This is a genomic window from Streptomyces sp. NBC_01723 (genome assembly GCF_036246005.1).
Lineage (GTDB): Bacteria > Actinomycetota > Actinomycetes > Streptomycetales > Streptomycetaceae > Streptomyces.
Map to the genome: position 1 here is coordinate 3275770 of NZ_CP109171.1, position 13476 is coordinate 3289245.

At 70.5% G+C, this 13476-nt stretch carries 10 protein-coding genes; 4 read left to right on the top strand and 6 right to left on the bottom strand.

Annotation, left to right across the window (positions count from 1 at the left end; all coding sequences use genetic code 11):
* The first annotated feature begins 255 nt into the window (after positions 1-255).
* Positions 256-885: a class I SAM-dependent methyltransferase gene (locus tag OIE75_RS15135; RefSeq protein WP_329471203.1), complete on the top strand. Its 630-nt coding sequence runs from the start codon at positions 256-258 to the stop codon at positions 883-885.
* Between the two features lie 187 nt (positions 886-1072).
* Here OIE75_RS15135 and OIE75_RS15140 read toward each other — a convergent pair whose 3' ends face one another.
* Complete coding sequence (locus OIE75_RS15140) at positions 1073-1828, bottom strand: HNH endonuclease family protein (RefSeq protein ID WP_329473996.1); 756 nt, start codon at positions 1826-1828, stop codon at positions 1073-1075.
* A 22-nt stretch (positions 1829-1850) separates the two neighbouring features.
* Positions 1851-2279, bottom strand: a complete 429-nt coding sequence (locus OIE75_RS15145; protein ID WP_443078360.1) for a hypothetical protein — start codon at positions 2277-2279, stop codon at positions 1851-1853.
* Between the two features lie 137 nt (positions 2280-2416).
* On the opposite strand from OIE75_RS15145, the gene OIE75_RS15150 reads away from it, so the two are divergent.
* Positions 2417-2614, top strand: a complete 198-nt coding sequence (locus OIE75_RS15150; RefSeq protein WP_307012794.1) for an antitoxin — start codon at positions 2417-2419, stop codon at positions 2612-2614.
* A 64-nt stretch (positions 2615-2678) separates the two neighbouring features.
* Here OIE75_RS15150 and mfd read toward each other — a convergent pair whose 3' ends face one another.
* The 3 genes from mfd to OIE75_RS15165 form a co-directional block, all read right to left on the bottom strand.
* Positions 2679-6212, bottom strand: coding sequence for a transcription-repair coupling factor (mfd, locus tag OIE75_RS15155; protein WP_307012796.1), 3534 nt, complete (start codon positions 6210-6212; stop codon positions 2679-2681).
* A gap of 320 nt (positions 6213-6532) precedes the next feature.
* On the bottom strand, positions 6533-9097 hold the full coding sequence (locus tag OIE75_RS15160; RefSeq protein ID WP_329471204.1) for an ABC transporter permease: 2565 nt from the start codon (positions 9095-9097) through the stop codon (positions 6533-6535).
* Positions 9094-9882 (bottom strand): ABC transporter ATP-binding protein, encoded by a 789-nt coding sequence (locus OIE75_RS15165; RefSeq protein ID WP_122617011.1) that lies wholly within the window; start codon positions 9880-9882, stop codon positions 9094-9096. Before OIE75_RS15165 ends, OIE75_RS15160 begins: the two co-directional genes overlap by 4 nt.
* Positions 9883-10391: 509 nt before the next feature.
* Here OIE75_RS15165 and OIE75_RS15170 point away from each other — a divergent pair.
* The gene (locus tag OIE75_RS15170) at positions 10392-10820 is read left to right on the top strand and encodes a DUF485 domain-containing protein (RefSeq protein WP_307012800.1); all 429 of its coding nucleotides are present in this window, start codon (positions 10392-10394) and stop codon (positions 10818-10820) included.
* Positions 10817-12427, top strand: a complete 1611-nt coding sequence (locus tag OIE75_RS15175) for a sodium/solute symporter (protein ID WP_329471205.1) — start codon at positions 10817-10819, stop codon at positions 12425-12427. Before OIE75_RS15170 ends, OIE75_RS15175 begins: the two co-directional genes overlap by 4 nt.
* Positions 12428-12460: 33 nt before the next feature.
* On the opposite strand, the gene OIE75_RS15180 is transcribed toward OIE75_RS15175, so the two are convergent.
* Positions 12461-13351, bottom strand: coding sequence for a cellulose-binding protein (locus tag OIE75_RS15180; RefSeq protein ID WP_329471206.1), 891 nt, complete (start codon positions 13349-13351; stop codon positions 12461-12463).
* Positions 13352-13476: the final 125 nt, after the last annotated feature.

The window sequence follows — 13476 nt, forward strand, 5'->3', positions numbered from 1 at the left end:
GCAGTATCCCCGTTCAGATGACGGAGCTGGCTTCCCACCAGGTCGGCGGTGTTGCCACCGGGCGGCGAACCGAATTGCCGACACGCACCACCGCGCCGACTTGAGCACCGCCACCCCTCGTAGTACGCCTCCATCGCCTTCTCCGCGGCGCTGGAGACGTCCTGCGGTCAGGTGGTGGGATGATCAGTACCGAGGGGAAGGACCGCCATGGGCCGAAGAACAGCGGCGAACGGCACGGGTGTTAGCTTCCTTCCCATGTTGGGACACCAGGACAGGACCAGGGCGGCCTACGACGGAGTCGTCGAACTGTATGCGTCGATGTTCGCCAACCAGCTGGAGACGCAGCCGTTCGCGCGGAACATGATCGGCACCTTCGCCGAGCTCGTGCGTGATGCGGCCAACCTGCGGGTAGCCGACGTCGGGTGCGGTCCCGGTCATCTGACGGCAATGCTGCACGATTTGGGGCTGGATGCCTTTGGGCTCGACCTCTCTCCGGCCATGGTCGACCACGCCCGTCGGGCCTATCCGGCGCTGCGGTTCGACGAAGCGCGAATGGAGGCCCTGCCGGTCAAGGACGGCGAACTCGGTGGAGTGCTGGCCCACTACTCGATGATCCATACCCCACCTGGAGAGTTGCCCGCACTGCTCTCTGAGCAGGTGCGTGTCCTGGCACCAGGGGGCTTGCTCCTGGTGTCCTTCTTCGGGACCGAAGGGCCGGAGCCGGTTCGCTTCGATCACAAGGTGGCGCCCGCATACAGCTGGCCGACGGAGCAGTTTGCCGAGTTGCTGGCCGCAGCCGGGCTCGACACGGTGGCTCGGTTGCTCCATGACCCAGCGTCTGAGCGGGGCTTCCTCGATGCACACTTACTGGTCCGCCGCCCGTAGAGCGCGTCCCGTGGCCTGAGGAGTAGCTCATGGGCACGGTTGAACATCATGCGGACCTCGCTGTACTCCAGCGGCTGCTCAAGGTGTCGTAGTGGCCACCACTGGGCTTTGTCTCAACGTAACCATCCGGAGGGAAGCCGCAGCACCGTCTCGCGATGAGCGCAGGTTCTCGGCGAGTGCTTCGTCCTCACTCGCCACACTGGGCAAGCATCGTCACCTTGTCCGGGGCCGTCACCGGGAGCTCGTACTTCTCGGCGACCTGCGCGAAGCGGACTGCGTACGCGCACCGGATCCGCTTGTTCGGCGGCAGCCAGGAGGCGGGCCCGGAGTCCCGCTTCGCAGAGTTGGCGCGGCCTTCGACCGGAAGCAGATTGAGCACGTCGTTCGCGAACTGTTTCCTTCTGCTCTCCGGCCAGCGGGCCGCGCCCATCTGCCAGCTGTACGACAACGGCACCACGTGGTCGATCTGGACCTCGGTGGCCTGCTGTTTGCGCCAGTCGACGGTGCGGCCGGTGTAGGGGTCGTCCAACGTCATCGAGACAACCACACAGTCGGAACCTGCGCGGAAACGAACGTCCTCACCATCGCGATTCATAAGATCGTTTCGAGTGTCACAACCATTCCGGGCCAGCGGAACGCCATCTGCCGTGTCCATCCAGGCGTATCCGAACTCGTCCCGGTCGTAGCCCGTCTTCGGCCCGCGGCCCTTCGTGGCCAGTCCGTCGATAAGCTTGCGCGCGTCGGCCTCGTCCGTCTCCGACGTGAGAGGGGCGAGACCCGGCTTCATTCCGTCAGGATTCTTCAGCGGGCTCACCGCTCGCCCAGTAGTGGTGCCCGGACCGGACTCCGGGGAGTTCCCGCCCGGCTCTGTGGCGTCACATCCTGCGACGAGCACGGCGGCAACGGTGACCGCAATCGCACCCTTCTTTCGGTGAGCGCGCATGACGCTGTGACTCACGTGCCTCTCAGTACGCATGGCTGACCGCACCCTGCATAGGCTGCGAAAACAGTGTCATCACGGCTCGAAGCATAGAGATAATGCGCGTGTCGCAGCCGTTGCGGGCGAGCGGGACGCCGTCGGCGGAGTCCATCCAGGCGTAGCCGAACTCGTCGCGGTCGTAGCCCGTCTTCGGGCCGCGTCCCTTGGTCTCCAGGTCCTCGATGAGCCCCCGGGCCGTGGCCTCGGGGCCGTCGCCGGCGACCGGGGCGAGGCCGGGGCCGGTGCCGTCCGGGTTGCGCAGGGGGCTGACGGCCGGTCCGGCGGCCGGGGCGGCGGCGCCGCTGTCGGTGGGGGAGGCCGCGTCGCCCTCCAGGCCCTCGCATCCGCTGACCAGGGCCAGTGCGAGGGCCGCGCCCGCGGTCCATCCGGTACGGATCCTGCTGTGCCGCGTCATGCGCGTCCCTCCCCCGACTCGATCGCCGGTATCACCGTAGCGACGGAGAGGTCCAGACCAAAGTGGGCTTAATTGGGCATGTCGGACATGTCTGCCGTACCTTCGAAAGTGAGTCACGTCTCGGAAGGAGCTGCTGCATGGGCATCCTCGACAAGGTCAAAGCCATGGCCGGCAAGGACAAGGACAGGTCAAGGAAGATGTCCGACGCCGCCGAGCGCCAGGTCAACCAGCGGACCGGCGGCAAGTACGAGAAGCAGGTCGACTCCGCGCAGCAGCAGGCCGAGGGAAAGCTCGGCTTCGGGCGCGAGGGCGGCGACCGGCCGGAGCAGCGGTAGCCGCTCCGCACGTCCACAACCGCCGAAGCCCGTCCATGGGGCTGCCCCATGGACGGGCTTCGCGCTACGACCCCAGGATCGAGGTCAGGAACTCCCCCACCCAGCCGAGCAGTTCCCGCCCGAGCAGCGGCTTGCCGCCGACCTTCGCGGTCTTCGGGCGCGGTACGAGGACCTGGCGGGTGCCCGCCTTGATGACGCTGCCGGGGTAGAGCCGCTTCAGCCTCAGCTCCTGGGACTCGCGCAACTCCACCGGCGCGAAGCGGATGTTGTTGCCCTGGAGCACGATCTCGCCGACGGCGCACGCCCGCGCGAGCATCCGCAGGCCCGCGACCAGCAGCAGGTTCTCCACCGGCTCCGGCAGCTTGCCGTAGCGGTCGACGAGCTCCTCGCGTACGGCCTTGATGTCCTCCTCGCTGTTGGCGGAGGCGATGGACCGGTACGCCTGCAGGCGCAGTCGCTCGCCGGGCGCGTAGTCGTGCGGGACGTGGGCGTCGACCGGCAGCTCGATCTTGACCTCCAGCGGCGGCTCCTCCTCCACACCGCCCTCCAGCGACGCCCGGTAGTCGGCGACCGCCTCGCCGACCATCCGCACGTACAGGTCGAAGCCGACGCCGGCGATGTGGCCGGACTGCTCGCCGCCGAGCAGGTTGCCCGCGCCGCGGATCTCCAGGTCCTTCATCGCCACGTACATGCCCGCGCCCATCTCGGTGTGCTGGGCGATGGTGGCGAGCCGCTCGTGCGCCGTCTCCGTCAGGGGCTTCTCCGGCGGGTAGAGGAAGTACGCGTAGCCGCGCTCCCGTCCTCGGCCGACCCGGCCGCGCAGCTGGTGGAGCTGGCTGAGGCCGAAGTTGTCGCCGCGCTCGACGATCAGGGTGTTGGCGTTGGAGATGTCGATGCCGGACTCGACGATGGTGGTGGAGACGAGCACGTCGAACTTCTTCTCCCAGAAGTCGACGACCACCTGTTCCAGGGCCTGCTCGGACATCTGGCCGTGGGCGGTGGCGATGCGCGCCTCGGGGACGATCTCGCGCAGCCGCGCCGCCGCGCGGTCGATGGACTCGACGCGGTTGTGGATGTAGAAGACCTGGCCCTCGCGCAGCAGCTCGCGGCGGATGGCGGCGCCGATCTGCTTCTGCTCGTAGGGGCCGACGAAGGTCAGCACCGGGTGGCGCTCCTCCGGCGGGGTGGTGATCGTGGACATCTCGCGGATGCCGGTGACCGCCATCTCCAGGGTGCGCGGGATGGGGGTGGCGGACATGGTCAGCACGTCGACGTTGGCGCGGAGCTTCTTCAGCTGCTCCTTGTGCTCGACGCCGAAGCGCTGCTCCTCGTCGACGATGACCAGGCCCAGGTCCTTGAACTTGGTCTCGGACGAGAACAGCCGGTGGGTGCCGATGACGATGTCCACCGAGCCCTCGCGCAGGCCCTCCAGGGTCGCCTTCGACTCGGTGTCGGTCTGGAAGCGGGACAGCGCCTTCACGTTCACCGGGAACTGGGCGTACCGCTCGCCGAACGTCCCGAAGTGCTGCTGCACCAGCAGGGTCGTCGGCACGAGTACGGCGACCTGCTTGCCGTCCTGGACCGCCTTGAAGGCGGCGCGGACCGCGATCTCGGTCTTGCCGTAGCCGACGTCGCCGCAGATCAGGCGGTCCATGGGGACCGTCTTCTCCATGTCGTCCTTGACCTCGGCGATGGTCGTGAGCTGGTCCGGGGTCTCGGCGTAGGGGAAGGCGTCCTCCAGCTCGCGCTGCCAGGGCGTGTCGGCGCCGAAGGCGTGTCCCGGGGCCGCCATCCGCGCGCTGTAGAGCTTGATCAGGTCGGCGGCGATCTCCTTGACCGCCTTCTTCGCGCGGGCCTTGGTCTTGGTCCAGTCGGCGCCGCCGAGACGGTGCAGGGTGGGGGCCTCGCCGCCGACGTACTTGGTGATCTGCTCCAGCTGGTCGGTGGGGATGTAGAGCCGGTCGCCGGGCTGGCCGCGCTTGGCGGGGGCGTACTCCACGACCAGGTACTCGCGGGTGGCGCCCTGCACGGTGCGCTGCACCATCTCGATGTAGCGGCCCACACCGTGCTGCTCGTGGACGATGTAGTCGCCCGTCTCCAGGGTGAGCGGGTCGATGGTCTTGCGGCGCCGGGCGGGCATCCGGGCGCCCTCGCGGCCCGCTGCCTTCTGGCCGGTCAGGTCGGTCTCGGTGAGGACGGCGAGCCGGAGGGCGCGGTCGACGAAGCCGTGGTCGATCGAGCCGCAGGAGACGTGCACGACGGAGGGACTGAGGGTGCCCAGGTCGTTGTCCAGCCGGGCCGCGATGCCCTCGCCGCCGAGGACCTCGACGGTGCGGGCGGCCGGGCCGTGGCCCTCGGTGACGTAGACCGCGCGCCAGCCGTCGGCGAGCCAGCCCTTGGTGTCGGCCAGCGCCTTGGCGGTGTCGCCGCGGTAGGTCTCGGGGGCGTGCATGCCGAGCTTGAGGGTGTCGGCCTCCTCGAACGCGTCGTCGGCGGCGAACGGCGACACCGACCACCACATCACGTCCAGCTCGCGGGCCCGCTCCCGGACGTCGGCGATGGACCAGAGCGAGGCCGCGTCGACGTCGATCGGCGCCTCGCCGCCGCCCGCGGTGGCCGCCCAGGACGCCTGGAGGAACTCCTGGCTCGTCGCCACCAGGTCGGCGGCGCGGGTCCGCACCCGCTCGGGGTCGCAGACGAGGGCCATGGCGCCCTTGGGGAGCACGTCCAGGAGCAGTTCCATGTCGTCGACGAGGACGGGGGCGAGGGACTCCATGCCCTCGACCGCGATGCCCTCGGCGATCTTGCCGAGCAGTTCGCCCAGCTCGGGGTGGGCCTCGGCGAGGGCGGCGGCGCGCTCGCGCACGTCCGGGGTCAGCAGCAGCTCGCGGCAGGGCGGGGCCCACAGGCCGTGTTCGGCGATCTCCAGGGAGCGCTGGTCGGCGACCTTGAAGTAGCGGATCTCCTCGACGTCGTCGCCCCAGAACTCGACGCGGAGGGGGTGCTCCTCGGTCGGCGGGAAGACGTCCAGGATGCCGCCGCGGACGGCGAACTCGCCGCGCTTCTCCACCAGCTCCACGCGCGCGTACGCGGCTGCCGCGAGGGCTTCCACGGTCTCGTTCAGGTCGGCGGTCTGTCCGGTGCGCAGGGCCACCGGCTCCAGGTCGCCCAGGCCCTTGACCTGCGGCTGGAGCACGGACCTGACGGGCGCCACGACGACGGAGACCGGGCCGGTCTCCGGGTCGTCGGGGCGGGGATGGGCCAGGCGCCGCAGGACGGCCAGGCGGCGGCCGACGGTGTCGCTGCGCGGGCTGAGGCGCTCGTGCGGGAGGGTCTCCCAGGAGGGGTACTCGACGATGCCCTCGGGGGGCAGGAGGGAGCGCAGGGCCGCGGCGAGGTCCTCCGCCTCGCGGCCCGTCGCCGTCACCGCCAGGACGGTACGGGACGTCTCGCGGGCCAGGGCGGCGATGGCGAAGGGGCGGGCCGCGGGTGGGCCGACCAGATCGACGTGCATGCGGTTGCCGTCTGCGGCCGCCGAGATCGCTTCCGCGAGGGCGGTGTCCTTGACGACGGCGTCGAGCAGACCGTGCAGGCTCATGGAGGGGGCGCTTTCCGTCCTGGGGTGGGGCAACACGAGTAGCCCGACGCGGGTGGGGCCGGGGGTGTCCAGCGTACGTCGCCGGGCGCGGGTGCGTCGGGGGCTGTGGACGACGCCGGGTGCGGGGTGGCGGCGTCGCGGTGGCCGTACCAGGGGCTCCGCCCCCTGGAACCCCCCCGGGCCCATGCCCACCAACCACCCGACTCGGCGGGTTGAAGGGTGGACGCCCGTAGTGCCCCCGCACAAGAGCCGGCGCCGGATGCCTCGTGGCTTCCGGCGCCGGGTCCCCCGCAACCCCCGTGTGCGGTGGCTGTCGGCTGCTACTCCGTCGCGATGGCGTTCAGGACGTTCATGCGGCCCGCGCGGAAGGCCGGGACCAGGGCGGCGAACAGGCCCACGAAGGCCGAGCCGATGAAGACACCGATGATCGTCGGCCAGGGGATGTCGAGGACGTTCAGTCCCTCCAGGGCGAGGAGCTTCTGCGCCGTGGCGCCCCAGCCCATCCCGAGTCCGAGGCCGAGCAGCGCGCCGAAGAGGGCGATGACGACGGACTCCATGCGGATCATGCGGCGCAGCTGGCGGCGGGAGAGTCCGATCGCCCGCATCAGGCCGATCTCGCGGGTCCGCTCGACCACCGAGAGGGCCAGGGTGTTCACCACACCGAGGACCGCGACGATGATCGCCAGGGCGAGCAGGCCGTAGACCATGTTCAGCAACTGGCCGACCTGGTCCTTCAGCTCCTGCTTGTAGTCGGTCTGGTCGGCCACCTGGTACTGCGGGTAGGCGTCCATGGACTTCTTCAGCGCCGCGTACGCCTGGTCGCTCCTGCCGTCCTCGGCCTTGGCGAACATGATCGTGTTCGGCGGGACGCTCTCCGCCGGCAGGTACTTCCGCATCGTGTCGATGCTGATGTACCGGGCGCCCTGGTCGATGGCCACGTCGTCGCTCGTGATCGCGGCGACCTTGAGCTTCGCGGTCTCGCCGCCCTTGAAGGCGACCGAGACGGTGTCACCGACGTGGACGCCGTGCTTCTCGGCGTAGTCCGAGCCGACGGACATGGCGTCCGGCCCGTAGGCGGCGGAGAGCTTGCCCTCCGTCGTGGCGCGGCGGACGTCCTCGGCGTAGGTCGGGTCGGCGGCCGTGACACCGTCGTCGTCGGTCTTGCCGTCGGGCGAGGTCAGCGTGGCGTCGAGCATCTTGTAGCGGGTGACGTGCTCCAGGCCGGGCGTGTCCTGCATCGCCTTCTCGGCCTTCGGCACGATCCGCTGGTTGCCCTGGACGATGAAGTCCGCTCCGACCGTCTTGTCCAGCTCGCTGGTGGCCGAGGCGACCATGGAGGAGCCGACCACGGAGAGACAGGCCACCAGCGCGAGGCCGATCATCAGGGCGGCGCCCGTGGCACCGGTGCGGCGCGGGTTGCGCAGGGCGTTGCGCTCGGCCAGCCGGCCGACGGGGCCGAAGGCCCGCAGCAGCACCGCGCTGATCACCCGGACCACGAAGCCGGCCAGCAGCGGGCCGATGACGACGAAGCCGATGAGGGAGAGCACGATGCCCGCGCCGAGCATCAGCGAACCCTCGCTCGCCTTGTCGGCGCCGGCCGCCGTGAGCAGGGCCGCGGCACCGGAGCCGGTGAGCACCAGGCCGATCAGGCCGCGTATCCAGCCGGCCTTGACGTCGGCCGGCGTACCGGCGTCGCGCAGGGCGGCCATCGGAGAGATCTTGCCGGCGCGGCGGGCCGGCAGGTAGGCGGCCAGGACGGTGACCACGACGCCGAGGACCAGGCCGATCACGGGCGTCGCCGTCTTGATGGTCAGGTCGTCGGTGGACAGGTTCATGCCCGCGGCGGACATCAGCTTCATCAGGCCGATGGCGATGCCGACTCCGGCCGCGACGCCGAGGACGGAGCCGACGATGCCGAGGAGCAGCGCCTCGACCAGCACGGAGCGGTTGACCTGCCGGCGGGAGGAGCCGATGGCCCGCATCAGGCCGATCTCGCGGGTGCGCTGGGCGACCAGCATGGAGAAGGTGTTGATGATGAGGAAGATGCCGACCAGGAACGCGATCCCGGCGAAGCCGAGCATGGCGTACTTGATGACGTTCATGAACTCGCCGATGCCCTCGCGGTTCTCGTCGGAGTTCTCCTTGGCCGTCTGGACCTTGTAGGTGCCGTCCAGGGACGAGGCGACGTCCTGCTTGAGGCGCGTGTCGGAGACACCGGCCTCGGCGGTGATGTTGAGCTGGGTGAACTTGCCGGTGGCGCCCAGCAGTTCGCTCTGGGCGGTGGCCGTGTCGAAGTAGATGACGGCGGCGCCGGGGTTGGTCACTGTGAAGGAGGCGATGCCGACGATCTTCGCCTTGAAGTCGCCGGTCTGCGCGATGGTGCGCAGTTCGTCGCCGAGCTTCAGGTCGTGCTTGTCGGCGGTGTCGGCGTCGACCATCACCTCGGTGGGCCCGCGCGGGGCGTGCCCGGTGGTGATCTCCATCGACCGGAGGTCGTTCTTCGTCCAGTTTCCGGCGATCGTCGGGGCGCCGTTGGTGGCGCCCACGTTGTCGTTGTCGCTGTTGACGACCGTCACGTTCATCGAACTGACGACGCCCTCGGCGGACTTGACGCCCTCGGTCGCCCGGGCCCGCTCCAGTGCGGAGGCCGGGAGGGCCTCGGGCACGCCGTTCTGCGGGGTGTCCTCGGCCTTGGCGTCCTTCGGCAGGACCGTCACGTCGGACGAGGTGATCGCGAAGAGCTTGTCGAAGGTGGTGTTCATCGTGTCGGTGAACACCAGGGTGCCGCACACGAACGCCACCGACAGCAGCACCGCCACCGCCGAGAGCGCCATCCGGCCCTTGTGCGCGAGGAAGTTGCGCATCGAGGTCTTGACGACGGTCATGACGTGCGCCCCCGGGCGTCGAAGTCCTTCATGCGGTCGAGGACGGCGTCCGCGGTCGGGCTCAGCATCTCGTCGACGATCCGGCCGTCGGCGAGGTACAGCACCCGGTCCGCGTAGCTCGCGGCGACCGGGTCGTGGGTGACCATGACGATGGTCTGGCCCAGTTCGGTGACCGAGCGGCGCAGGAAGCCCAGCACCTCGGCACCGGCGCGGGAGTCGAGGTTCCCGGTGGGCTCGTCGCCGAAGATGATCTCGGGTCGGGCGGCCAGGGCCCGCGCCACCGCGACCCGCTGCTGCTGGCCGCCGGAGAGCTGGGTGGGCCGGTGCTTGAGCCGGCCGGCCAGCCCCACGGTCTCCACGACCCGGTCCAGCCACGCCTTGTCGTACTTACGGCCCGCGATGTCCATGGGCAGCGTGATGTTCTCGATCGCGTTGAGCGTCGGGAGCAGGTTGAACGCCTGGAAGATGAAGCCGATCCGGTCCCGGCGCAGCCGCGTGAGCTTCTTGTCCTTGAGGCCGGTGATCTCGGTCTCGTCGAGGTAGATCTGCCCGCCGGTGACCGTGTCCAGGCCGGCCAGGCAGTGCATCAGCGTGGACTTGCCGGAGCCCGACGGCCCCATGATGGCGGTGAACCGACCGCGGTCGATGTCCACGTCCACATGGTCGAGGGCCACCACCCGCGTCTCGCCCGACCCGTAGGCCTTCACGACCTGCCGCGCTCGCGCGGCAACGGCCGTACGCCCTCCGGTGCCCCCGTGCGTGGGAATACTTACGGCCGATGTCATGTCAAGTCTCCTATGTCGGTCATCGAGTGAGCCGCCGGTGCCCCGTTGGACTGTCGCGGGTGCGCCGTGCTGCTGTCTCGAAGAGTCTGTCCGGAACCGTGGGGCGGGCGCGCTGGTGTTCAGCGCACTCTTTTCCTGGGGAAAACCCCACCCCCACGGGTCCGGTTTGCCGCCCCCCAGCGGCGTAAGGCCAGATTAAGGACGCCGCCCGGCCCCTCTCGTCCTCCGCCGGTACGAACCCTCCCCGAGCCGTAGTACGGAGGTACCCCTAGGGGCAGTCCACCCTTCGGTGGAGTCGGTCTCGGGGTCGCTCTCCACCCCGAGACGCACCAAGCCTCCACCCTCCCGCCACGTGAGGGGCAAACCGGCACGTCGGCCAGGCCATACCGACCGACCAGTTCGGCCAAAAGGCAGCGCTCCAGGTGACCGGCGAGTAACGTGCGTGACTCCCCACCCCCCACCTCCCTGCGGTCCGCCACCCGGGCCCCAGCCGCGCAAGGAGAACCGGGATGTCCTACGACCCGTCCCCGTCGTACCCCCATCACCCCCCACCGCCGTACCCGCCCCGTGCCCCGGCGCACCAGGCGCCGTCCCACCGCGCCCCGACCCGACGCGCCCCGCGGCGCGACCCGCTGGGGCACCACAGCGACCTGCGGATCCTGCGCAGCGCCTACCGCTGGCAGCGGCGCACCGCCACGCTCACCGCGCTCGGCTACTTCACCCTGTTCCTGATCCTGTCCGCCTACGCGCCCGGATTCATGACCGGCACGGTCGTCGACGGACTGCCCACCGGACTACTGCTCGCCCTGGTCCAACTGCCCGTCACCTGGCTGGCGATCGCGCTCTACGAGCAGACCGCCCGGCGCCGCGTGGACCCGCTCGCGGACCGCATCCGCAAGGAGGCCGAACTGGACGCCCGGCGGGAGGCGGGACGATGACCGAGTTCAGCGGCAACGCGCAGACCATGTCCCTGGTCGGCTTCACCGCGGTCGCCACCATCACGCTGCTGCTGTGCGTGATGACCGGCCCCGACCGGGACGACCTCGACGAGTTCTACACCGGGTACAGCTCCCTGTCCCCGATGCGCAACGGCCTCGCGATCGCGGGCGACTACATCTCGGCGGCGTCCGTCCTCGGCACCAGCGGCGTCATCGCCCTGTTCGGCCACGACGGTGTCGTGCTGGCGCTCAGCACCGCACTCTCCCTGATGCTGCTGATGTTCCTGCTGGCCGAACCCCTGCGCAACGCGGGCCGGTTCACCATGGGCGACGCGCTCGCCCGCCGGATGCCCGGCCGCAGCGTCCGCGTCGCCACCTGCGCCGTCACCCTCGCCGCGCTGCTGCCGCTGATGCTGGTGCAGCTCGCGGGCACCGGCCAACTGCTCGCCTTCGTCCTCGGGTTCTCCGGCGAGTCGCTGGAGACCGGGTGCATCATCGGGCTGGGTGTGCTGATGATCAGCTACGCGGCGATCGGCGGGATGAAGGGCACCGCCCTCATCCAGATCCTCAAGATCGTGATGCTGCTCGGCTCGGGCGCCGTGGTGGCCGTACTGATCCTCAACCGCTTCGACTGGGACCCGGGCGCGCTGTTCGGCGCGGCGGCGGACCGCAGCGGGGTGGGCTCGGCGTTCCTGCACTCGGGGCTCCAGTTCGCCGGCGGGCCCCACCCCGACGCCGACATGATCACCGCGCACCTGACGGTCGTACTCGGCGGAGCCTGCCTCCCGCACATCACCATGCGCATGTACACCGCCTCCTCGGCCCGCCAGGTACGCCGCTCGATGTCCTGGGCCGTGTCCAGCGTGGCGCTGTTCGTGCTGGTCGTCACGGTCATCGGCTTCGGTGCGACGGCGCTGGTGGGGCGGGCGGTCGTGGCCGCGGTCGACCCGCAGGGCAACACCGCCTACCTCCTGGGATCGCAGGCCGCCTTCGGTGCGGAGGTGTCCACCGCGGAAACGTTCCTGTTCACGATGGTCACCACAGCCGTCTTCCTCACCCTGCTCGCCTCCGTCGGCGGCATGATCCTCGCCTGCGCCAACTCCCTGGCCCACGACGTGTTCGCCACCCGCGTGCAGGAGATGTCACCGCGCCGCGAGATGGCCCTCGCCCGCGTCTCCGCGCTGGCCGTCGGCGTCCCGGCGATCGTCCTGGCCACCCTGGTCCAGCACCGCAGCCTCCAGCCACTGGTGACGCTGTCGTTCTGCCTGGGCGCCTCGGCCATCGCCCCCGCCCTGGTCTACGGCCTCTTCTGGCGCCGCTACACCCGCACCGGGATGCTCAGCACCCTCATCGGCGGCTCGCTGGCCGTCCTGCTGCTGATGCCGGGCACCAACCTGGTCTCGGGCTCACCCGTCTCCGCCTTCCCCGAGGCCGACTTCAACTGGTTCCCGTTCACCACGACCGGCCTGGTCTCCATCCCGTTCGGCTTCGCCTGCGGCTGGATCGGCACCATGCTCTCCGGCCGGCGCAAGGCCGAGGAGCAGCGCCGGCAGTACGAGGCGGTGGAGGGGTGGATCCTGGCGGGGGCGGTGCGCAGGGGCGACTGACCACGCCGGCCGCCGGGCGGGCCCCGGGTGCCCTCACTCGACCGCCCGGCCGGTCAGCGAACTGAGATTGCTGCGTACGGAGGCCATGTGGGCCTGCAGTTCGTCCCACCGCTCCCCGTGCTCGCGCAGCACCCGCTCCGTCTCGCGGACGATCTCCTCCTGCCGCACCCGGGCCTCGGCGACCACCTCGGCCGCCCGGGCCCGGGCCTCCTCCCCCATCCGCCCGGCCGCCTCCCCCGCCTCGGCCAGCGCCCGCTCCGCCTCGCACACCTCCCGCTCGGCGCGGGCCACCGCCTCCGCGTGGTGCGCGTCCAGCGCCTCGGCCCGCTCCTCCTCGGCCCGCTCCGCTCCGGCCAGCCGCTCGGCGTGCTCCCGGCCCTGCGCCGCGAGCGTGTCCTCGGTGCGCGTGCGCGCCTCGCGCAGCACGGACAGCACCTCTCCGCGCCCCGCCTTCACCTCCCGCCGCGCCTCGATCCGCACCTCGTCGGCCTCCGCACGCGCCACGAGCAGCCGCTGCCGGGCCTGTTCGTCGGCCTCGGCGCGCACCGCGTCGGCCCGCGCCCTCGCCGCCTCCAGCACGCCGTCGGCGTACGCCCGCGCTTCCCGCATCCAGTCGTCCCCCGCGTCACGCGCCCGCTGCCGCACGGCCTCGGCCTCCTCCTCGCCGAGCCGGAACAACCGCCGCGCGCCCTCCCCGAGCACCTCGTAGTCCTGCGAGGTGAGCTGCGCGACCTCGTCCAGCAGGTCGCCCAGGTCCTCCTCCATCTCCCGGGCGAGCACGGTGAGGCGGGCGGCCCGCTCCCAGGCCGCGTCGCGGTCGTCGGAGAGCGCCGCGACACACTCCTCCACCTGTTCCGGACGGTAGCCGCGCTCACGCCCGCGTACGGTCACGAATCCGTCGGGAGCCGCCGCTGCGCTGCTCATGCTGATCACCCCTGTGGTGAACCTGCCGCACTAAATGGACTTAACCGACTTTATGGATCGGATGTAAGCCCTCGTCATGCGACACACCGCACGCGAAGGGCGGGGCTCGGTCGCCTCACCGGCCG

Excerpts from the sequence above, each read along its gene's own strand:
- OIE75_RS15165 (WP_122617011.1), bottom strand. The coding sequence starts at position 9,882 with ATGACATCGGCCGTAAGTATTCCCACGCACGGGGGCACCGGAGGGCGT.
- OIE75_RS15175 (WP_329471205.1), top strand. The coding sequence starts at position 10,817 with ATGACCGAGTTCAGCGGCAACGCGCAGACCATGTCCCTGGTCGGCTTC.
- OIE75_RS15140 (WP_329473996.1), bottom strand. The coding sequence starts at position 1,828 with ATGCGCGCTCACCGAAAGAAGGGTGCGATTGCGGTCACCGTTGCCGCC.
- OIE75_RS15180 (WP_329471206.1), bottom strand. The coding sequence starts at position 13,351 with ATGAGCAGCGCAGCGGCGGCTCCCGACGGATTCGTGACCGTACGCGGG.
- OIE75_RS15145 (WP_443078360.1), bottom strand. The coding sequence starts at position 2,279 with ATGACGCGGCACAGCAGGATCCGTACCGGATGGACCGCGGGCGCGGCC.
- OIE75_RS15150 (WP_307012794.1), top strand. The coding sequence starts at position 2,417 with ATGGGCATCCTCGACAAGGTCAAAGCCATGGCCGGCAAGGACAAGGAC.
- mfd (WP_307012796.1), bottom strand. The coding sequence starts at position 6,212 with ATGAGCCTGCACGGTCTGCTCGACGCCGTCGTCAAGGACACCGCCCTC.
- OIE75_RS15135 (WP_329471203.1), top strand. The coding sequence starts at position 256 with ATGTTGGGACACCAGGACAGGACCAGGGCGGCCTACGACGGAGTCGTC.
- OIE75_RS15160 (WP_329471204.1), bottom strand. The coding sequence starts at position 9,097 with ATGACCGTCGTCAAGACCTCGATGCGCAACTTCCTCGCGCACAAGGGC.
- OIE75_RS15170 (WP_307012800.1), top strand. The coding sequence starts at position 10,392 with ATGTCCTACGACCCGTCCCCGTCGTACCCCCATCACCCCCCACCGCCG.